Source organism: Peribacillus sp. NPDC096448 (assembly GCF_044762675.1).
Taxonomy (GTDB): Bacteria; Bacillota; Bacilli; order Bacillales; family DSM-1321; genus Peribacillus; species Peribacillus frigoritolerans_B.
This window is the reverse complement of record NZ_JBIWEU010000033.1, coordinates 1-18667: the sequence shown is the minus strand read 5'-3', so window position 1 is coordinate 18667 and position 18667 is coordinate 1. Positions and strand designations below refer to the sequence as shown.

The window sequence follows — 18667 nt, the reverse complement described above, 5'->3', positions numbered from 1 at the left end:
TGTAAATCAACGTTGAGAAGATCGCGAAGTTTTTTGGCCACTCGGAGTTCTGCATAAATTCCACGTGGAATTGTTGGTTCGGCGTATCTTCCGTCTTTGACTAACTGTGCGATGACTTTTGCATCTTTCACGTCATTCTTTGTAGGTGAATTATCGTCTAATTCTTTACTTCGTTTAACATGTAGTGGATTGACAGATACGAACTTAATATTATTCTCTTTTAGAAGATGAGCTAGATTTAACCAGTAGTGACCGGTTGGCTCCATGCCTACAATCACTTGATTTAACTTACACTCTTTAACAAGTTGATTAATCCAATCTAGAAACGAATGAAATCCTGCTTTCGTATTTTCAAAGAAACACGTTTTACCCAGTTCCAATCCTCTAAAATCCTGTGCTCTCGCGACATGATTGTGCTTGGCTATATCTACTCCGATAATTAAGGTTTCAGAAGTAATTTGAGAGATTTTATGATTTTGGTTATAATTCATTGTGAGACCTCCAAATAGATGTATTGTCCTTTTTAGCTGGCCAGCTCAGGACACATTCATCTTATCAAGAGGTCTTTTTTCGTTCAAACCTCATTTTCAGTTATTACAGGAATGCTGCCCCTTTAGTTCATTAAGGATTAGGCATTTTTTCAGGCAGCAGCAGAGGATCTTCTAATCAGAGATCCTTCGATTCTAGATTATTGTGATTTATTAATTGATTTCTTTTCGAATCGTTTTGAAAAGTATAGAGTAAGGATAACACCTAATAAAACGATTCCTATACAGATATAAAGTGGAAAACCCCAACGTATGTAAGCAGCTGTTGATGCTCCTAATATCGTGATCCATTCAAAAACTAAAAATGGTTTTATGTATTTATTCAATTAACTAACCTCTCCTCTCTTTATCCATATATTGTTAATTAATTTTAACATACCTGGAGTTAATATAATCCAATAAAAAATATGCCATTATTCTTTTAAAGGATTTGTTGTTTAAATGATGATGGCATTTGAACTACTTGTTCAACTAAACTGCCCCGTTAGTTCACTAAGAAAATGTTTTCTTAGTAACTTATGCATCCGGAAACGACATAAAAAGAAACCAACAGATTATTAACGGGTTCGGTTCAGAAGTACAAAACTTAAATAAACACTATAAATAGCAACGAGATTAGCATAAAAATCGAGCTATATATAGCATTGTAAATAGCACAATAAAAGGCATCGGTTATTGATTGATGCCTTTTTTCATTATTTTCGCTTATTTTTTATGTTTTATGGATTTTGGATTATATTTTTATTTTCATCAAAGAATGTTAGATCAGCAGGGAAAGTTTGTTTTAAATCACTTGGCAGCTTTTTATACTTTACAAACTTTTCATCTTTGGAAACATTTGATGTAAAACTGAATTCTTCATTAATCGATTTGGCTGTTATATGGTCAATTTTAAAATCAGGATTTTTTCCAACCAGAATACGATACATCCCATTATTTGTTTTAATTTCCTCATAAGACACAACATTTGTCCCGTGCCCAGAAAGTTCAATTTTGAAATGCCCGTTCCACCCTTTAAGAAAGTGAGCGTAACCGATATTCTTATTATCTGTTTCAAATAAAACAATATAAGAGTTTGTATTGTCTAATTGAGTTACTTCTATGACATCAAGTTTAATTTCTTCTCCAGTTCCTCTATTTTCCCATTCCGTTAGATTTGATTGAATAGATGCTCTTTCGTCTTCAATATGATACTGATTAAAATAAAATAAAGTATATCCGATACAAATAACCACTATTACTAAGCTAATTCTAACCATTTTCAAGAAAATATTTCCCCCTATTAAGTTCTCTATCATTTCTTATTTATCATACATTTAACACCTTTTCAATTGTGCGAAAAATGGAAGTTCCTTCTTTAGCTATCCTGCCCCGTTAGTACCATAAGAAAAAGGCTGCCGCAGCAACCCCTGTTAATTGAACTAAAGCACCCGTTAGCCATCCATGAAGCGCAAAAATCAGCGCTTCACCACAGAGAATGAAAATTGGTCTCTATGTCGATAATGTTTTAATGGCTGGCGAAGAAGGTCGTTGAACTATGGTGCCTTTGAGCCCATCCGTTAGTCTGACTCCGACGACCACGGTGTACCACCGACTGTCGCGCCCTTTATGGGTAGCACTCATGGGAGATTAATCCTTTTTTGGTCGTCGTGCCAGCCTCTACTTAATTTGCTATGAATGGAGGTTTTTGTTTTACGATTTACCAATCTCAATCAGATCACTCCTAAGGCTCAGCCTTTTTTAAAAAGCGTTTTTACTGGGTCTATTTTGTTGTGGTTTTTTCTGGATTTTGAGCTTTTTTAATTTTCATGGGAGTTCATTAAGAAAAGCTAACCTTATTCAAGAATCGTGCCGATTGCGGTAGATCTTAATATAAAAGAATCAATATTTAACCACTATTTCTTCTTGTACGAACGCACCCGTTAACATCACTAAGAATTTCGTACTTATTTACTTTTTAGGGTAATTTCAACTACTTCTGGTCGATTATTTATTCTAAGGGGAATTGGATTGTTACCTAAACCTCTACTTACAACCATTATTGAGTTTTCTTTATGAAACAAACCACCATCATATTCTGGGAAAAGCCCCTCTGTTGAAACAACACCTCCAATAAAAGGTAGACGTAACATTCCCCCGTGAGTATCACCAGAAAAGACTAAATCTGCTCCCCAATCAGCATATTCATCAAAATAAAAAGGTCTATGCGAAAGTAAAATTTTTACTTCGTTTTCATTCGTTTCTCCTAACCGTTCTTCAATTTGAATTTCTCCTGACAAGTGTTCTTTTAGCCCATACAAGTTAATTTTTGCATCCTGTATTGTAATTGTTGTTTGTTCATCATTTAGAACTTTAACTCCAAGATTGCTTAGTTTTTCTTCGTATGCTTCTTTTGTGCCTTCTTTTTGATACTTGTTTCTATCTTCGTAATACAAACCTTCTTCGTGTTCACCTGTCACATAATAAATCGGATAGTTATTATTCAGATTTTCAAGTAACTTTATTAGAACTTCTCCGTTATTTGGTATGTCGTGAGAGTTATTTAACATATCACCAGTTATAACAATTATATCTGGCTCAATTTTATTGATTTTTTTAACCAACCTTTTGTTTCCTTCTCCAAATTCTTTATTGTGCAAATCTGATAACTGTACGACTTTAAAACCATCAAATTCCTCTGGCAAATCCTCTAAATGAACAGTTTCATTGGAGACCGAAATCCAATTAAGTTGTAAAAGGTAATACACTACTAAAAAGATTAAAATTGCTAAGGTGATTACTAAAATATTTCTACGTTTTTTAACCATTATTTCCTCCTGTAAAAACCAGTGTCTTACTTGAACTAATCTACCCCCGTTAGTGCCATAAGAAAAAGGCTGCCTCAGCAACCTTCCTTATTGAAGTAAAGATCCTTAGTTGAAGAGCAAAGTAGTATTATACAAAGTATATTAATCCAGAAATACCCAAACAGATTACAGCTATGAGACCTGAGATTAATGCTATTTTCGTTCTAAAGCTTCGATTTTTTGTTGTTTCTGAATGAAAATTTGCTCTTTGTTGTTGTCCACCTGTCCATGCTCCGATAAAAACACCTGAAATAACAATACTTACTATCCCAACAATAAGAAAAAACTGAAACATTAATAACTCCCCCTTGTTAGGCTCTCGTGTAGTTTCATTACATATTATACCATGGGATTCATTGGGTTTCTTATAGAACTATTCTGCCCCGATAGTTCCATAAGGAAAAAGCTGCCTTAAAGACAGCTCCGATTTTAAGCTAACGCACCCGTAACTTTAAATTTTACAATCTGTTCTTTGTCCAAAATGATATTTTTTAAGACTATTTTAGCCATAATAACCGACGGAGTTTAAGATTATAACGCCAATGAGGGTAAAACTTAATCCTCCAGCTATTATTAAGACGAATGTTCTGATTTTTTTCGTATCAAACCACGTAATTAACCCCGTTAGAATTGTGAAAATAATTCCGAAAAATATTGATGCATAAGGATTAGTTGGTTGAATCCAATCATACCAATTTAAAAAATCCATTAAATCTCCCCTATTTCAGTATGTTTCGTGTTTCAAAGCACTACATTTTCTAGATTAGTTCAGTTCTAAAAACAACCTGGATTTCCTCTCTGATCATTTGATAAGCAGACATTTCGCCTTGAATGTAACCACTTCTAAAATCTATTTCATCTTCTTTAAATTTATTTTTTAACATTTCAGCAATTTTTTTATATTTTGCTAAATTTTTTTCTATGTGAGCTTTCTTGTCATTATCGGTAGATTCCAACAGTAATTCCAAGTCAATAACAATTTTTTCATAACCAAGAGCCATTCCTTCAAATAAACCTCTTTGTAATTCTTGAGGAACTTTAGCTATTTCTTCCTTAGCTTCTTCAGGTATATCATCATAGTACATTCCATTTACTAGGTCTAAGACGTTATTTTTACTTTGCTCTTTTGCTTCGGAAGCTCTTCTTTTTAACGAACTAATTAAATCTTTTACTTTTGTATTCACCATATCTCCACCTTTGAAATAATCAAATTCTCTTACTAGTCGATTAACAATTAGACGATACGCTTTACTCATCCCCAACAATAATTGTCTTTCCTGCTCATCAGCAGTTTCAAGCGTTCTACTAAGTTCTTTTTCCATATCTATAAAATCTAAAATGCAATCTTCAATCTTTGCTCCTCGAAACATTTTCTTTCTATAATCAGACACTTTAAACACCTCTTAAAATAAAACTACCATTTTCGTAAACAAATGTAAACAATTGTTGTTTACATTTGTTTACGAAAAAACGACTGAAATTTTTATCAGTCGTTTAAACTAATATTCATCTTCAACTATCCTGCCCCGTTAGTTCATTAAGGAATAGGCATTTTATCAAGCAGCAAAAAGGATACCTTTGGCCAATTTAACAGTAATTATAGGCATATTCTTTTATCCTCTCTTTCTAATCATTCAAAGCTCCTTAATATTTAATCGATATATGTAAAAGGCGATATTTTCCCACCGATTTTAAACAGTAATGGAATAAGTGCTAATAAACTAATTCCTATAACTAACGTTGAAATTATTAACTCTTTCCATAAAATCAAATCGTCTTCAAACATTTGATAAATAATTAATGAATTTATTGGAATGTTAAGTAATACCCCAGTAAAAAGCCCAGGTGCATACTTTTTCATTAAGACTGTTGCAATAAGATGTGGGAAAATAGCATTAAAAATCATTGAACCTACAAAGCCAATGAAAATCCATTTTGCAAAATCTGATTCTGGTATCAATAAATAGCTAAATGCAGATAAATAAGCCAAAGTTGTTATAACAATGACAGCAAAATGAAATTCACTCGGAGTAACTGATTTTTGAAACTTTGAAGCCTGCTGTGACCACTTAGGCAACCAAATTGCCTCCTCGATATTATGTAATGTAATAGCAAAACAAAAGAATATTACAAGATAATCCAAATACCTTTCACTCCTTAAAAACTCTTAAATTCCCCCTCTTACTTAATGAAGTGGAGTATATTCTATTATATTAAACTCCCCTTACTTATTCAGGTGGAATTTATTCTATTAAACTAAAACGTTTCGGAATGTCCCTGCTATCCTGCCCTGACCTTTCCCGGCTGCACGCAGATCCGTTAACGTCCCAATAGGATGAAGGGGTATCCCCCCGGACGCTATGCTGTGTATGGGGCATTCTCCTGCTTAAACTGGATACGGCATGTCTAAGAAGTCTCAATGGGAATAAATGGGTGCTTCGAGGGCGATTCTACGATATAATCATGAAATAACTGTAATTGTTAAGAAGGGAAGTCTATATGAGATTAATAGAAAAAGTCATGAAGTATTTTTTTATCATCTTGGCAGTTGTGGTTACAATCTTCTTAATTTCTTTGGTAGCTGCCACATTTGGATACCACATATTACAATAAAACATTCAAAGAACTTATATATGGGGTAGCCCCACATCGCCATCAAGCTAACAATAACGAGTTACCCCAAAACGATAAAAACGAGTAAGATGCACAAAATTTTCGTTCTGGGGGTATTATGATTTCTTACCTTGATGGGCATGGGGTACAGCCAACATTTCGGAAATTTTGTACGCTAAGCAAATTTCAACCTAAAAAAGTCGAATTCCAGTATACGCTAAGGAATCGACTTTTTAATTTGACTTGTTAAGTTAGAGCCTTCGTTAGTTGAATACCACGCTATTCTTTAAAGGCAATTCCTGAGACATTGACTCTCTTTGATACAAAGAAATATACAAATACATAAACAAATAAACTTCCGATTACAAGAGGGTATATTTTGACAGTAGAAGTATGGATGAACATAGCGAAATATAGAATAAAAAATTGTGCATATAATATAGCCAAGATAAACTTTAAGAAAGAATCTTTTATCTGAGATTTTGAAATAGGATAAAGTAATACACTTTGTTTCATTTCATGCTGTAAAGGAATTACTTGAAATCCAGTCATAAATAAAATGAGGAGATTAAAGATCCAACCACTTGCTGGCATAGCATAATTAACAAATATGCCAATTGCAGTTAGTCTTAAATAAAGATAAAAGTAATCATTATATCTTACAAACAAGTGTGAGTATAAATATACGAATGTACTACTTTGACTATATGGGATACACCTTTTCAGAATCATAGTAAGCAAACGTCTTTTCCGAAAAGAACGTTTAAGATTAGGGACATCCATGAAAATATTAATAAATTTAAAGTTACTTAATAAGGCACTTTCTTCTTCAACTATTAGCCACTGCCAATTCAGATTTCTTTTTTTTTCTATAAAATAAATTAAATAGATGAAATTTATACTCATTAAAACAAGCTCAAAAATCCAGTCATTATTAAACAAAAAGTAACACATTAAATATATTGAAAAAAACCTATTTAGCCTATGTAACACAAATTGTACATGGGTCTTTAACCATTGTTCAGTCCACTTCATTAAAATGTTATAAGCAGCAATCCCCACTATAAAAAAAAGAAAGAGAAGATTTATATTAGTTGTGTGCAAAAATAGGGATAAAAAAACAGTTATGAAACTTACCAATTTAATAACATCAATAACAAAACTATATATAAGTGATTTAATAAAATACGGCTTTAATCCCCATTCTAATGGCAACAAAAAGATTATATCTGCCCTTTTAACAAAAGTACGGACTTTTGTCTGTTTTAAAATGTAGGTTACAAATAGTGATAAGATTACTTCAACAGATATTTGAGGAGGTATCCACTGTAGAAATAAATTAAAATAATAAATAAAGATACTACTAATGATCAGAAAAAAGTAAACAACATTCGCACCAATGATTGAATAGTATCTGAACATCTTTCTATAAAATTCCTGAAACCTTAAACCCCATAATGTTTTTATATCCATTAATACACCCATACCTTCATTGAATAATATTCAAATTTCCCCCAATCTTTTATTAATATTAACATAAATATCCATTTCCCTTTAGATGTGGTACAAAAATAGATTTTTATAAAAAGGATCATAATCAGTGAATGTTTTATCCCAAAACTCATTCCTAAAATCAAATACCCAAAACCTGAAAAGGAGTTGAGTTTCGGGGAAGCTAAAGCTAATGGAACTATGAGTCTTTAACCAGAGACTAACAATAGGGCATTACAATAATCTTCAACAATCGGACGCAATTGTTGAATAATAAAATCCCAATTTCTCATTTATATCACTGAGAGATTGGGATTTTTAATGCTGGAATATCCTTAACGTTGTAAATCAGCGTTTGGCTGGTGGTACTCCATCTCGGCCTTTTTTTCGTTTAGAGCCTCGATTATTTCATTTAAATCAACATCTAATAGCTTAAAAAGCGTAGCATAAGTGTCCATTCTAATGTTGTTGTTTCCCTTCTCTACCCTGTAAATGGTTTTGGGTGTGAAACCGGATTGCACTGCTAATTGAACTTGGGTTAAGCGTTTTCTGATTCTATGTTTTAAAATGATTTTTCCAAAAATAAAACCCATACTATAAAAGTTGGCTTCTATATCTGGATATTTTTCATTTAAAATCTTATTATGGTTTAACTTTCTTAAGTTAGCCATTAAAAATCCCTCCTAATTCTGTAAAAACATACGCTAAGTTAATTTTCTACTATAAAAAAAAGAAGCAGGTTAAAAACTTGCTTCATTCCGTTTAAAAATTGAAGTTGAAACTATCTGGCATCGTTGCTAGTATTCATTTGTTACTGGGATTGAGATTGAACCAATTCAGGGTGTTCTATCATGTCTTGCATCACTTTTTCTCTTTGCTCTTTTGATGTTTTGATATCTTCTTCAACCAATACATCCATTCCAGGCATTGGAATGATTTCTTCGTCATTTACTGGCGCATTTGCTAAATTAGATTGGAAAGAAAAAATACTAATAAAAGCTAACAATAAACCGAATGATATAAAAACTTTCTTAAACATAATCTATCTCCTTCATGCTATTAGATCTTTAATTTCACAATTTAGACTTATTTGCAATCGCTGCTGCAGTTGCATCGAGGTCATATGTAGTTCGCCTTAGATTGGTGTACTTTTAATAAATTGTAAGTGTATAAAAAAGCTTGGGAATTAGTGGCTTAACGTACAAAGTTTCCGTTTTCGCTGGCGGTACCCCGAATAATAGTAGTTTTTAATTCTTCCAAAAGTATTTCTGCTCCTTTTGGACTTAAAATGATATCTCCTGGATAGACTTTGTTTTTGTTTGTCACTTCTCCAGTAATGGCACATGTATTAGAAGCTTGGTATTTCTGTAAAATGATACGATCATCTTCTACGAATATTTCTATTAAATCTTTAAATTGAATGTCTCGGATTTTTCTTAATTCGTTAGGAATGACCACACGACCTAATTCATCAATATTACGAACAATTCCCGTACCTTTCATAAAATATCTGCCTACTTTCCTATTATTCTCATTAAATTATAACATTAAATGTTAATGATTGTTAATTTTTCCAAATTCTCCATTGCGCAAGTTTAATTTTATAAATGGGGTACCGTCAAGGTAGCACCAACATTTTGACGTAAAACCCACGTTAAGACATTTTTGGGTAGCAAAATAGTTCTTTTTCTTACTTTAAGCTAATTCCCTTTAACGTAAATGGGTTTGCGAAAAGGGAATTAGTTTTAGGCAAGGGTTAAGGGAACGAAAATCATCTATTTTACAACCATTTGTCACTTTAGGCGATAATTTGCACTTATTTTAAGTGCTATTTTGTACATGTAACTTTAAAACCCAGCTAACCTTCATAAGAGAAGATTAGCTGGGTTTTTTCATTTTTACTGTTTTTCTATATATCGATAAATCGTTGTTCGAGATACGCCCCATTTTTCTGCGACGTCTTTAATCGGTGTACCATTTTCAATTAGTGACTTCATCATTTCAATATCTTTCGGTCCAAATTTTTCAGGACGTCCACCAAGACGACCACGTGCTCTAGCTGCAGCTCGTCCGGCAGCCGAACGTTCCTCAATTAAATTACGTTCAAATTCCGCAAATGCCGCAAACAGATGAAACATCAATTGGCCTGTGGCATTACTTTTGTCCATTGTTAAATTTTCTTGTAGACTGTGGAAGCCCACACCACGTTCATTTAAGCTATTCACAATTTGAATTAAATCTTGCATATTGCGTCCCAATCGATCCAATCGCCAAACAACAATTTTATCTCCTTCACGTGCATACTGAAGTGCTTCCTCTAAACCAGGACGCTGTCTTTTTGCCCCACTCATTTTATCGTGAAAAATTCTGGAACAGCCATATTGCGTAAGAGCGTCCATCTGTAAATCCAAATTTTGTAATCCCGTCGAAACACGTGCATATCCAATTAACACTCAAATCACTCTTTCCTATTTTTCCTTTATATTTATTGTAACATAAGATAAAAAGAGACAGGTTATTGAACGTAGAATAATGAACAGAGTTTTGTTACAAGAAAGGCAATAAAAAACGTCCTTTTCAAATCGAACAGTGGTGTGTTCAGAAAAGGACGAGTTTCGGAACATATATTTCGCCTGTAAAATATTAACATGTTATTATTTTGATAATGAGCGCTTTTTAAATTTTGTTCCACAATCCGTTCCGTTTAGTAAGAATTAATTACAAAAGTACTTTGCAATAAAGAAAATATTTAAAAGTTGAGGTGTTTTATTTGAAAGAACGGCAAGACATAAAGGTTACTCCTGAAGATTTCGGAAATAGTTTTTTAAACGGAGAGTTTTCTGTTATATATCATCAAACAACTGAAGAATTTAAGCAGTTAGCCACAATCAACAAATTCATAGAGTATGGGGAATCCTTCAATTATGGGGTAGAAACGTATAATTTAGAAATGAGTACCAATTTAAATAAAAATATAAAGCAGTACATATGGTTGGACAGCAAAAGAGAAAAGGTAATTAGTGTTTCTTTTGATGAAGATAACATAATACATGGGTTAAGCCTTGCCCCTTTTATTTCCTATCCAGAAAGTGACCGTCAGTATACACAGAATACTTATATTATGCCAATAAAAGAAGAATGGTTTGTCTTTTGGGGCGGAACAAATCAGTTTATAAATTATCACTATTTATACGATGACCAAAGATATGCATATGATTTAATCATTATGAAAGATGGCCAATCATATAAGGATTCTATAAACAAGAATGAAAATTATTACGCTTTTAATAAAGAGATAGTAACTCCAACAGATGGTAAGGTAGTAAAAGTGTTAGATGGGATTGAGGACAATGTGCCAGGTGAAATGAGCCCGAATCAACCTGAGGGGAATTGCGTTATAATTGAACACAAAAATAATGAGTATAGTATGCTCGCACATTTAAAACAAAATTCCATTCTCGTGAAAGTTGGGGAAATTGTACAAAAAGGACAAGTGATTGGTTTATGTGGGAATTCTGGAAATTCGTCCGAGGCACATCTTCATTTTCAAGTAATGAATTCACTTGATTATTTGAATGGTAAGTCCATTCGTATCCGTTTTGAAGGTGATCATGAACCCATTCAAGGGGATTTTTTTAACCCCTTTAAATCTTAATGCTAACAGGGCGCTAAACTCAATAAGACCGGTTTTAACAGACTTTGATTTTTCCCAATACTAGCTAATAAAAGTATATTAGTTATTTAACAAAATAGCTTTTCCGTAGTAACGAAAATCCCAATTTCCCAACATTACATTGAGAAATTGGGATTTTTTACATTTACTTATTGTTGTAGATTTGAAACAAAGTTTGATCAAATTAATCCAAGAAACCTTGATAAATGAATAAATAGAAAGAGCATGTTTTGAAAAAAGATTAATTAAAACATGCCCTTATAATATTTAATTGGATTATTCTTTTATAAAAAAGATTGATCATTTTTGTGTTCCTTATAGAACTAACGCACCCGTTAGTTTAAGTAGAAATCTTCACAATCTTTTTTTACCATATCAAAGTTTAATCCCTTAATGTGTAGGGGCATACCAAAAGACGCCTTCCTGCTAAAGAAAAGCGCCCGATTGTTTAGGATTTAATTACTTGAATTTCATACGAAATATCTTTTAGTAGGAGTTCAGAATGCTTAGAAGCTAATAAATTATCTAACTCGGTTTTTAAATCTTCACTGGATCGTTCACTGGTCTCATTGATAGTTATTTTAAGCACTGGATCTGGTTCGATAGGATAATGAACTTGAACATCGGTATAATTTTTTTCCTTGATATATTCCATTACAATACCTTCAATCTGCAACATTGTATGTTCTCTCTCTACCTCTTGTAAACTTCTTTGTAAAATCTCTAAATTGTAGTGGCTTAAATCTGATTTAGATACATTCTCTTCAATATATTCCCGTAGTTCTTGTTCATTTTTGGCCTTGTCCATTATAATCCTGATCGTGGGATCTGTATCACCTATTTCAAAGCTGAATAAACCATATTCATCAAATCCAGTATTTAGGACAGCAGCAATACGTTCACCTCGTGTTTCTCCATTATTGTTTGTAGTAACATCATCTTTGTTGATATAAACATTAACTATTAAAGCAACTACAACTACTATTATTAATACATAAATAAACTTTTTCATTACATACCCTCCCTCACAATCTACTTTACCAAATAAATCCATTATTTTGTTCAACTATTCTGTCTTAACTGATTAATGACAAAAAAACATACCTTCTTAGTTCACTAATAAGGGTGCTATTCAATTAAATGGCCCTTTAATGGAACACGATTGGCGATTTTAAACATTTATTACTCCAGAAAAGGCCTATGATCGGTATGAAAAAAAGTTGTTTAAGATAATGAATATTTCTAGTTGTATAATACTTCTTCTCTCAATTAAAAGGCCCTGAAACTCATAAAATTTCAAGAACTTTTTTATAAATATTTTAATAATTTATTTGTATAAAAGAATAATAGCTTGGGAATCATAAAGATAAAGAAGTTAAATAAAGGGGGTAAAATAGTGTCAAGTGAAAGCAAATTAACGTTGTCTGATTTTGTTAATAAAGATCGATTTGAACTAAACTCCTATCTTACCTATTTGATCCATCAATTTTATGATAAAGATCCGGACCAGTCTAAAGATAGAATGGTATAGATTAACGATTAAGTAAACTGAATGAATAAATTGTTTAAATTCACATCACTGATGGTTTCACTGAGTTTAAACTCTCAGATGTAAACTCATTGGCTATAGATACTATGGAACTACCAAGCGAAATATTTGAATAATCCGAAAACTGTAAGTATAATAAAAAAAAGGTCAAGGAGTTGGTTTCCTATGGAAAGGAATTTGGTTAATACACCACCACAACCTGAAGTAAACGTCAAGGATTCTGAATTTGCTGAAATGGTGTTAAACAATGCCCTTCGTAATTTCCAAAAAGAGCAAATCCGAAAAGAGATTGACCAATCATTACAGGACCGAAACAAAGAAGAATTCCTACGATTAACTAGGGAATTGAAAAATATTTCTTAAAATATTGTATTATATATCGAGATGATTTTGAAATGAACTTAACATAATCAGTGATTATCGGCATTGAAAAAGGATCTTCAAACGAAGATCCTTTTTAGCTGCTTGTTTAATTAAAACGCCCGATTGCGGAAGAACAAAATAATGATAATAATTGCTGCCTTTAGCTTCTTGAACTAACGCACCCTATAGTTTAAGTACATTTGTTACACAAACTTTGCTTTATTAGATACCCGGATACTTGAATAAGAAAACTCTTATTGTTTGCTCAATATCCCCAATCATCGACACGCCAATCGTCAGATTTACTATCCCTTATTAATATCCAATTCCAGTTAGATTGAGTTGAATTTGGCTCAAAACTTCCATCACCACCGGAAGAATCTACATCAAAATTAGATAGTAATACAATTACATTTTCTACGTTTACACTATTCTCATAACCCCCGCCATATTTTAAATAGTCTTCAGCAAATTCTTTTGATTCGCTTTCCGAATACCATATTTCCGTAAGCTTACACCCCTTAAACTCCTTGAATTTTTTCTTTACACTAACTACAGCCTCATTTATCTCCTCCTCAGAGAACTTATCAGATTTTTCTATACTAACTTGAACATTATTGGTTTTACCAACTTGGTTATAAAACACAATTGAAAATATTACTACTATTAAACAAAGATAAAATATCACCTTTTTCATATTAATTCCCCCTTTAATTTATGGCTAAAATGGTTGGAAATGCTCTTCCTGCCTATCAATATCCTCAATTTGCGACCAATATTTTATAATCAGATAAGAAAAATCCCAGAAACAATTGAAATACGTTTTTCACAGAGCACCTGCACCTCCCTATAACGATAGACGAAATTAATCTCCCGATGTTTCATAATGATGCATTTCTAATTAAACAAAGATGCTTCTTAGTTCCATAAGACTTATTGTAGAGGTGACATATACTGTGACATAAAAAAAGACGGTTTTACCGTCAACAATTCTGCCCGTTACTTGAATAAGTTTTTTCCTTTTGTCTTTATAATTTTGTTTGAAAATAAGAAAACAAACCACCAAACCAATAAAAATAAATAACCCACAACTACATAAAGAGACCAAATCGCACCTTGTTGTATTTGACTAAATAAATGTTCAAACTCATTTAGTCCTTCTCCTCTTCCAATACTATTTAACAAACTCATTATCGGAACAGTAATCACAACAATTATGGAAATAAAGGACATTCCTATATTCCTTTTTCGAATAAGACTAAATATTAATGCTCCTAATGTAATAAACAAAAATAAGTAATATATTATCCAAAACCACCCTGGAAGACTTCCCGTACTCATTTCTCCACCTCCTGTAATTCATATAAAGGACTTAAACTCTCTTCTTTATCAAAAGAACTATGCCAACGATAATCATATTGATCCAATATACGGTAATGGTTACTAATCAAATTTTGTTGCAAACGAAAATCCCCCCTATACTCGATTTCTTTCCACCATATCTTACCACCCATTGTTTTTTCTTTAGGGGTACCACCATTTTTTCTTGCAATTAACTGAACAAAATCAACTGGATTGTCACCAATTGTTGATATCAACAATTGGCTATGATTAAACAAAGCACAAAATGCAACAACGGTGGTCCAATTGGCTTCGGAGTTCATTAAGAAAAAAGAGAGAATTTAAATTGAAATAAATCGTCCCCAGTATGCCACCAGAATTAACAAAAATAAGATAGCAGAAATAACAAACACTTTTTTACTGTTATTTTCATCTTCTTCTTTTCTTTGCCACATTTTCTTTCTATATTTCATTTGTACTTTTTTCTTTTTATCATCTAATTTCATATAGAGGGTAGACTCCTTAGTGAAAAATAATTAAACTCATTTTACCACAAAAACCCATTTTTCTTGATGAACTAACCTGCCCCTTTAGTGCCATAAGAAAAGAGCTGCCACAATGACAACTCCTATCTTCAGTTAAAGCCTCAACTTAGAAAAAAAACGTTTACTTTAAAGTATATTTTTCTTTATCCATTTCTAATAAGCGTTCTGGTTTCCCGCAAAAAGATAAGTCGCACTTACATCCAATACTATGTGGCTGTAGATCCATTTCTTTTGTACCTTTTACAGGTATTGCTTCTGCTTTACACAATGTTGAACCACCTGCACCATTAACTAGAAAAACAGCATTAGGAACATTTCCGTTCTCAAATTTAAATTTTCCATATTTATATTCTTTTTTCCAGTGAGCTAAGGTTGATAGATGACGCATTAATGTTTCTAACTTCTTTTTTTCGAACAATACTTGTTTCTTTTCATTAACTGGGAACTCAATCATTTCTCCATTATCGGTTGAATGCATGTAGCCTGCAGCCCTAAGTTCTTTAGCACCTCGTTCATGATAAAAAGCTTCAACATCTTTTACCTCTTTTAAATACTTTTTTCGACCAACTGCATTATAAGAAGTAAGAAAAACCCTGGCTTCAAGTGACAGACTATAAAATTTCTCCTTGTATTCCGATAAATCAACCTTTTCTTTTAATTCATTTTTTATGTAATAATAAATTTCGTATTCTTCAGGATTACTAGAATTTTTTGCTCGTTGCAGTTCTTCATCAAATTCTAACCACTCATATTCTTTAAACATTAAAAAAGACATTAAAACATAATTTGCTTTAATACCATTTAAAGCGAACCAACAAACTTCTTTATGAATTAAGTTTAATTCATTTTTCTGAATTCCTCTTATTGGAATTTTCATTTCCTTTGCCGCAAGATATTCCTCTCGATTCACTCCAAAAAAACGAGCAGCGTTTATTTCATCTCCATTTTCAGCAAAGGTTCTTATTAAATGTTCATTGGATTTCTCTATTAATTCAATTGAAGCATCTATATCTCCTCTATCAAAAACATTCCTTGCTTTTTGAGATAATTCAACACTTTTTTGTTTGTGAAAATCTTTTTCCATTTCTTTTTTAGGCATACATTGTTTCGTTTCTTGAGGTTTTAATGGTGTTGATGTATTTGAATTAAACATACCCTTTAAGAGTTTCTTAAACATCTTTACATCCTCCTCTTCTGTAACCTTTTTTTAATATTCTAATCTTATCATTTTTACCAAGCTAAACTGCCCCGTTAGTGCCATAAGAAACTCCTATGGCGGCGCTCCTCGCCGCCACCATCTACTACGAAAATCCAAACTCAAAATAGAGTCTAACCCATTAACCCCTTGACGATAATGGATGATAACAATACAACCAGACTGAACTTTTTTTGGTGGATCTTAAGGAAGATACCCTGTATAAGAAACTGGTTGTGACAGTATGGAAGAACCATTTAGTGTACTGCTAGTACGTATACAAAAATTTTTGTAACAAATCTCCTGTCATATGTATTGTTAATCTTTTTTTGAGGTGATTCTCCTATGGAAGCAATGATTGAACGGTGTGCTGGCCTAGATGTACACCAAGAAACAGTAGTAGCCTGTGTATTATTTGGTCCATTAGATAAAAAGCCAAAAACCTCTATTGAAACTTTTTCAACTACAACAACGGGGCTCTTGGCTTTATGTGATTGGCTCGCTACCCTTCAGGTATCTGATGTTGTGATGGAAAGTACCGGAGTCTACTGGAAACCAATATGGAATATACTCGAAGGATCTTTTCACCTTGTTCTTGCGAATGCCAGGCATGTCAAAAATGTTCCAGGCCGTAAAACTGATGTAAAAGATGCCGAATGGCTTGCCAAGCTTCTGAGATGCGGACTTATTGAAAGCAATTTTGTACCACCAGAGGATATTCGTGATTTACGTGATCTTACTCGTTATCGAAAAAAATTGATTCATCATCGCACATCAGAGCAGAATCGCATTCACAAAATTCTTCAAGATGCTAATATCAAGCTAACATCCGTTCTATCAGACATTTTTGGTGTATCGGGACGCCGTATCCTTGAAGCGATTCTAAACGGTGAAAAAATAGAGACCGATGGTCTTCGAAAAATGGTGGATTGGCGAACAAAAGCAAGTCTTACTGACATTGCCAATGCAATTAATGGTCGGATTCGTCGTCATCATCGTGATATGTTGCGTTACCATTGGGAGCATATGAGTTATTTAGAAAAAGCCATAGAAGAATTGGAAAAACAAATTGATCAACTCCTGTCCCCATATCATAAGGAAGTAGAATTATTGGATGGTATACCAGGTGTGAACAAAGCTGCCGCAGCTACTTTTATTGCAGAGATGGGCGTGGATATGTCCGTATTTAAGTCGGCTAAACATCTTGCCTCTTGGGCTGGTGTGAGTCCCGGAAATTACGAAAGTGCTGGTAAAAAAAACGAGTAAAACCACACAAGGCAACAAAGCTTTGAAAACGATGGCCGTAGAGTGTGTATTAGCGACATCAAGGCAAAATAATCGAATTGCTTCACATCGAAAAAGGATTACCAAACGGCAAGGAAAAATGAAGGGACGAATCGCTTCTGCCCATTTACTATTAACGATTACTTACAACATCTTAAAAACAGGAGAACCTTATCATGAACTAGGCTCAAATTACCTTGAAAAGAGACAAAATAACAAAGAATTAAAAATGATCGAATACCTAAAAAAGAAAGGCTATACAATTGCTCCATCTAAACAACAAACTGCATAACCAGTTAAAGTAACGAAATAGTACATTTACGCCCTTCGAAAAAAATGAGAATATGGAGGGTTTTTTTTAGCATGGCTTTTTTACTAATGTGTTTTCATACAAAAAAGGCTGCGTCAGCAACCTTCCTTATTGAAGTAAAGCAATTTATGCTCATTTGATTTTAAAAATCCTCATTTGTGGTTCTTCCTAACTTTATTAGTTTCTCAAGACGAAGATAAATAAAACCAACCGAAAAGCCAACAATGAAACCACCTGCGACTGCAACAACACTCCATTCAACAATACCTCTTATAACAATATCTTCCCAAAATACATTTTTCCAATTTCCCCAGAAAAACGGGTCCTTGTGATTAGATATATGAAGTTCTGGTCTAGTTGAACGCCCTATAATACCAAGCTGAATAGCATTGTATAAATAATAAAAAATAATGGAAAAGAGCCATGTTGAGCTACTCGCCAAAGCAGACCTCACTCTTGATTTGGAAATTCGTACTTCATATAGTGCAATGGGGACAATCGGTACTAACCAAACACCATAAGTCAATACTCTCCAAAAAGTCTCTCCTTGGACAAGCACATTAGAAATAAAACTATGGAAGTAAAAATCAAACACCCCAAATACAATTCCTATTACTAAATAGATGAACCAACGTATTTTCACTAAAACAATCCCTCTTTTCGGGTTATTAAGAGCATAAGAATATATTATTATTTATTTCCTGCTTATTCCACTAACCTGCCCCATTAGTGCCAAATTCCTAAGAAAAGGAGCTGCTGATCAGCTCCTGGTCAATGAAGTAAAGCACCCGTTAATTAGTCTCTATCACTTCATATATTTGTAATAAAGATTTACTAAGGAAAAGTAAACTAAAGCAGAACCAAAAATAAAAAATAAGAACTCCTTTACCTTTTTCGCTTCCATCTTTA

General features: G+C 33.0%; 24 protein-coding genes. 5 read left to right on the top strand and 19 right to left on the bottom strand.

The genetic code is table 11. From position 1 onward, the window contains the following. The 12 genes from ACIQ0C_RS26155 to ACIQ0C_RS26100 form a co-directional block, all read right to left on the bottom strand. On the bottom strand, positions 1–491 hold a 491-nt coding region (locus tag ACIQ0C_RS26155; RefSeq protein WP_403065532.1), incomplete at its 3' end, for an IS110 family transposase. Positions 492–1267: 776 nt separating this feature from the next. Beyond that, the gene (locus tag ACIQ0C_RS26150) at positions 1268–1813 is read right to left on the bottom strand and encodes a hypothetical protein (protein ID WP_241636995.1); all 546 of its coding nucleotides are present in this window, start codon (positions 1811–1813) and stop codon (positions 1268–1270) included. A gap of 681 nt (positions 1814–2494) precedes the next feature. After that, complete coding sequence (locus tag ACIQ0C_RS26145) at positions 2495–3355, bottom strand: metallophosphoesterase (protein ID WP_403065528.1); 861 nt, start codon at positions 3353–3355, stop codon at positions 2495–2497. 127 nt (positions 3356–3482) lie between these two features. Continuing rightward, positions 3483–3689, bottom strand: a complete 207-nt coding sequence (locus ACIQ0C_RS26140) for a DUF5316 family protein (protein WP_054399278.1) — start codon at positions 3687–3689, stop codon at positions 3483–3485. A gap of 207 nt (positions 3690–3896) precedes the next feature. Further along, positions 3897–4103, bottom strand: a complete 207-nt coding sequence (locus ACIQ0C_RS26135; protein ID WP_403065525.1) for a hypothetical protein — start codon at positions 4101–4103, stop codon at positions 3897–3899. A gap of 49 nt (positions 4104–4152) precedes the next feature. Beyond that, positions 4153–4785, bottom strand: coding sequence for a hypothetical protein (locus ACIQ0C_RS26130; protein WP_403065522.1), 633 nt, complete (start codon positions 4783–4785; stop codon positions 4153–4155). A gap of 260 nt (positions 4786–5045) precedes the next feature. After that, positions 5046–5537, bottom strand: coding sequence for an HXXEE domain-containing protein (locus ACIQ0C_RS26125; protein WP_403065519.1), 492 nt, complete (start codon positions 5535–5537; stop codon positions 5046–5048). 749 nt (positions 5538–6286) lie between these two features. Next, positions 6287–7480 (bottom strand): ABC transporter permease, encoded by a 1194-nt coding sequence (locus tag ACIQ0C_RS26120; protein ID WP_403065516.1) that lies wholly within the window; start codon positions 7478–7480, stop codon positions 6287–6289. Between the two features lie 353 nt (positions 7481–7833). Next, positions 7834–8169: a helix-turn-helix domain-containing protein gene (locus ACIQ0C_RS26115; RefSeq protein WP_403065513.1), complete on the bottom strand. Its 336-nt coding sequence runs from the start codon at positions 8167–8169 to the stop codon at positions 7834–7836. 140 nt (positions 8170–8309) lie between these two features. Continuing rightward, a complete protein-coding gene (locus ACIQ0C_RS26110) occupies positions 8310–8537 on the bottom strand; it encodes a hypothetical protein (protein ID WP_403065510.1) in 228 nt (75 codons plus the stop codon). 155 nt (positions 8538–8692) lie between these two features. After that, positions 8693–9001, bottom strand: a complete 309-nt coding sequence (locus tag ACIQ0C_RS26105) for an AbrB/MazE/SpoVT family DNA-binding domain-containing protein (RefSeq protein WP_403065507.1) — start codon at positions 8999–9001, stop codon at positions 8693–8695. A gap of 395 nt (positions 9002–9396) precedes the next feature. Next, on the bottom strand, positions 9397–9951 hold the full coding sequence (locus ACIQ0C_RS26100) for a recombinase family protein (protein WP_403065504.1): 555 nt from the start codon (positions 9949–9951) through the stop codon (positions 9397–9399). A 317-nt stretch (positions 9952–10268) separates the two neighbouring features. On the opposite strand from ACIQ0C_RS26100, the gene ACIQ0C_RS26095 reads away from it, so the two are divergent. Further along, positions 10269–11153 carry a M23 family metallopeptidase gene (locus ACIQ0C_RS26095; protein ID WP_403065501.1) on the top strand — a complete coding sequence of 295 codons (885 nt, stop codon included), beginning with the start codon at positions 10269–10271 and terminating at the stop codon, positions 11151–11153. A gap of 466 nt (positions 11154–11619) precedes the next feature. Here the strand turns inward: ACIQ0C_RS26095 and ACIQ0C_RS26090 are convergent, their stop codons facing one another. Further along, entirely contained in the window at positions 11620–12183 is a 564-nt protein-coding gene (locus ACIQ0C_RS26090; RefSeq protein WP_403065498.1) for a YolC/YozM family protein, read from the bottom strand. Between the two features lie 384 nt (positions 12184–12567). Here ACIQ0C_RS26090 and ACIQ0C_RS26085 point away from each other — a divergent pair, with 384 nt between their 5' ends. Further along, entirely contained in the window at positions 12568–12702 is a 135-nt protein-coding gene (locus ACIQ0C_RS26085) for a hypothetical protein (RefSeq protein ID WP_403065495.1), read from the top strand. A 183-nt stretch (positions 12703–12885) separates the two neighbouring features. Further along, positions 12886–13083 (top strand): IDEAL domain-containing protein, encoded by a 198-nt coding sequence (locus ACIQ0C_RS26080; RefSeq protein ID WP_403065492.1) that lies wholly within the window; start codon positions 12886–12888, stop codon positions 13081–13083. A gap of 265 nt (positions 13084–13348) precedes the next feature. On the opposite strand, the gene ACIQ0C_RS26075 is transcribed toward ACIQ0C_RS26080, so the two are convergent. The 5 genes from ACIQ0C_RS26075 to ACIQ0C_RS26055 all read right to left on the bottom strand — a co-directional run bounded on the left by ACIQ0C_RS26075 (position 13349) and on the right by ACIQ0C_RS26055 (position 16146). Then, positions 13349–13780, bottom strand: a complete 432-nt coding sequence (locus ACIQ0C_RS26075; RefSeq protein WP_403065489.1) for a DUF4829 domain-containing protein — start codon at positions 13778–13780, stop codon at positions 13349–13351. A gap of 302 nt (positions 13781–14082) precedes the next feature. Beyond that, positions 14083–14424, bottom strand: a complete 342-nt coding sequence (locus ACIQ0C_RS26070) for a hypothetical protein (protein WP_403065486.1) — start codon at positions 14422–14424, stop codon at positions 14083–14085. Beyond that, entirely contained in the window at positions 14421–14702 is a 282-nt protein-coding gene (locus ACIQ0C_RS26065; RefSeq protein WP_403065483.1) for a hypothetical protein, read from the bottom strand. The genes ACIQ0C_RS26070 and ACIQ0C_RS26065 overlap by 4 nt, the downstream gene beginning before the upstream one ends. A 63-nt stretch (positions 14703–14765) precedes the next feature. Then, positions 14766–14930, bottom strand: a complete 165-nt coding sequence (locus ACIQ0C_RS26060; RefSeq protein WP_161784882.1) for a hypothetical protein — start codon at positions 14928–14930, stop codon at positions 14766–14768. Positions 14931–15090: 160 nt separating this feature from the next. Further along, on the bottom strand, positions 15091–16146 hold the full coding sequence (locus ACIQ0C_RS26055; RefSeq protein ID WP_403065479.1) for a hypothetical protein: 1056 nt from the start codon (positions 16144–16146) through the stop codon (positions 15091–15093). Positions 16147–16509: 363 nt separating this feature from the next. On the opposite strand from ACIQ0C_RS26055, the gene ACIQ0C_RS26050 reads away from it, so the two are divergent. Further along, positions 16510–17430 (top strand): IS110 family RNA-guided transposase, encoded by a 921-nt coding sequence (locus ACIQ0C_RS26050; RefSeq protein ID WP_403065476.1) that lies wholly within the window; start codon positions 16510–16512, stop codon positions 17428–17430. Then, entirely contained in the window at positions 17408–17740 is a 333-nt protein-coding gene (locus ACIQ0C_RS26045) for a hypothetical protein (RefSeq protein ID WP_403065473.1), read from the top strand. The genes ACIQ0C_RS26050 and ACIQ0C_RS26045 overlap by 23 nt, the downstream gene beginning before the upstream one ends. Positions 17741–17900: 160 nt before the next feature. Here the strand turns inward: ACIQ0C_RS26045 and ACIQ0C_RS26040 are convergent, their stop codons facing one another. Further along, complete coding sequence (locus ACIQ0C_RS26040) at positions 17901–18401, bottom strand: hypothetical protein (RefSeq protein ID WP_403065470.1); 501 nt, start codon at positions 18399–18401, stop codon at positions 17901–17903. Between the last annotated feature and the right edge of the window lie 266 nt (positions 18402–18667).

What these genes read in the sequence shown, in the direction of transcription:
- ACIQ0C_RS26075 (WP_403065489.1), bottom strand. Translation starts at nt 13,780, where the DNA reads ATGAAAAAGGTGATATTTTATCTTTGTTTAATAGTAGTAATATTTTCA.
- ACIQ0C_RS26110 (WP_403065510.1), bottom strand. Translation starts at nt 8,537, where the DNA reads ATGTTTAAGAAAGTTTTTATATCATTCGGTTTATTGTTAGCTTTTATT.
- ACIQ0C_RS26135 (WP_403065525.1), bottom strand. Translation starts at nt 4,103, where the DNA reads ATGGATTTTTTAAATTGGTATGATTGGATTCAACCAACTAATCCTTAT.
- ACIQ0C_RS26120 (WP_403065516.1), bottom strand. Translation starts at nt 7,480, where the DNA reads ATGGATATAAAAACATTATGGGGTTTAAGGTTTCAGGAATTTTATAGA.
- ACIQ0C_RS26145 (WP_403065528.1), bottom strand. Translation starts at nt 3,355, where the DNA reads ATGGTTAAAAAACGTAGAAATATTTTAGTAATCACCTTAGCAATTTTA.
- ACIQ0C_RS26115 (WP_403065513.1), bottom strand. Translation starts at nt 8,169, where the DNA reads ATGGCTAACTTAAGAAAGTTAAACCATAATAAGATTTTAAATGAAAAA.
- ACIQ0C_RS26060 (WP_161784882.1), bottom strand. Translation starts at nt 14,930, where the DNA reads ATGAAATTAGATGATAAAAAGAAAAAAGTACAAATGAAATATAGAAAG.
- ACIQ0C_RS26140 (WP_054399278.1), bottom strand. Translation starts at nt 3,689, where the DNA reads ATGTTTCAGTTTTTTCTTATTGTTGGGATAGTAAGTATTGTTATTTCA.
- ACIQ0C_RS26070 (WP_403065486.1), bottom strand. Translation starts at nt 14,424, where the DNA reads ATGAGTACGGGAAGTCTTCCAGGGTGGTTTTGGATAATATATTACTTA.
- ACIQ0C_RS26090 (WP_403065498.1), bottom strand. Translation starts at nt 12,183, where the DNA reads ATGAAAAAGTTTATTTATGTATTAATAATAGTAGTTGTAGTTGCTTTA.
- ACIQ0C_RS26055 (WP_403065479.1), bottom strand. Translation starts at nt 16,146, where the DNA reads ATGTTTAAGAAACTCTTAAAGGGTATGTTTAATTCAAATACATCAACA.
- ACIQ0C_RS26080 (WP_403065492.1), top strand. Translation starts at nt 12,886, where the DNA reads ATGGAAAGGAATTTGGTTAATACACCACCACAACCTGAAGTAAACGTC.
- ACIQ0C_RS26050 (WP_403065476.1), top strand. Translation starts at nt 16,510, where the DNA reads ATGGAAGCAATGATTGAACGGTGTGCTGGCCTAGATGTACACCAAGAA.
- ACIQ0C_RS26105 (WP_403065507.1), bottom strand. Translation starts at nt 9,001, where the DNA reads ATGAAAGGTACGGGAATTGTTCGTAATATTGATGAATTAGGTCGTGTG.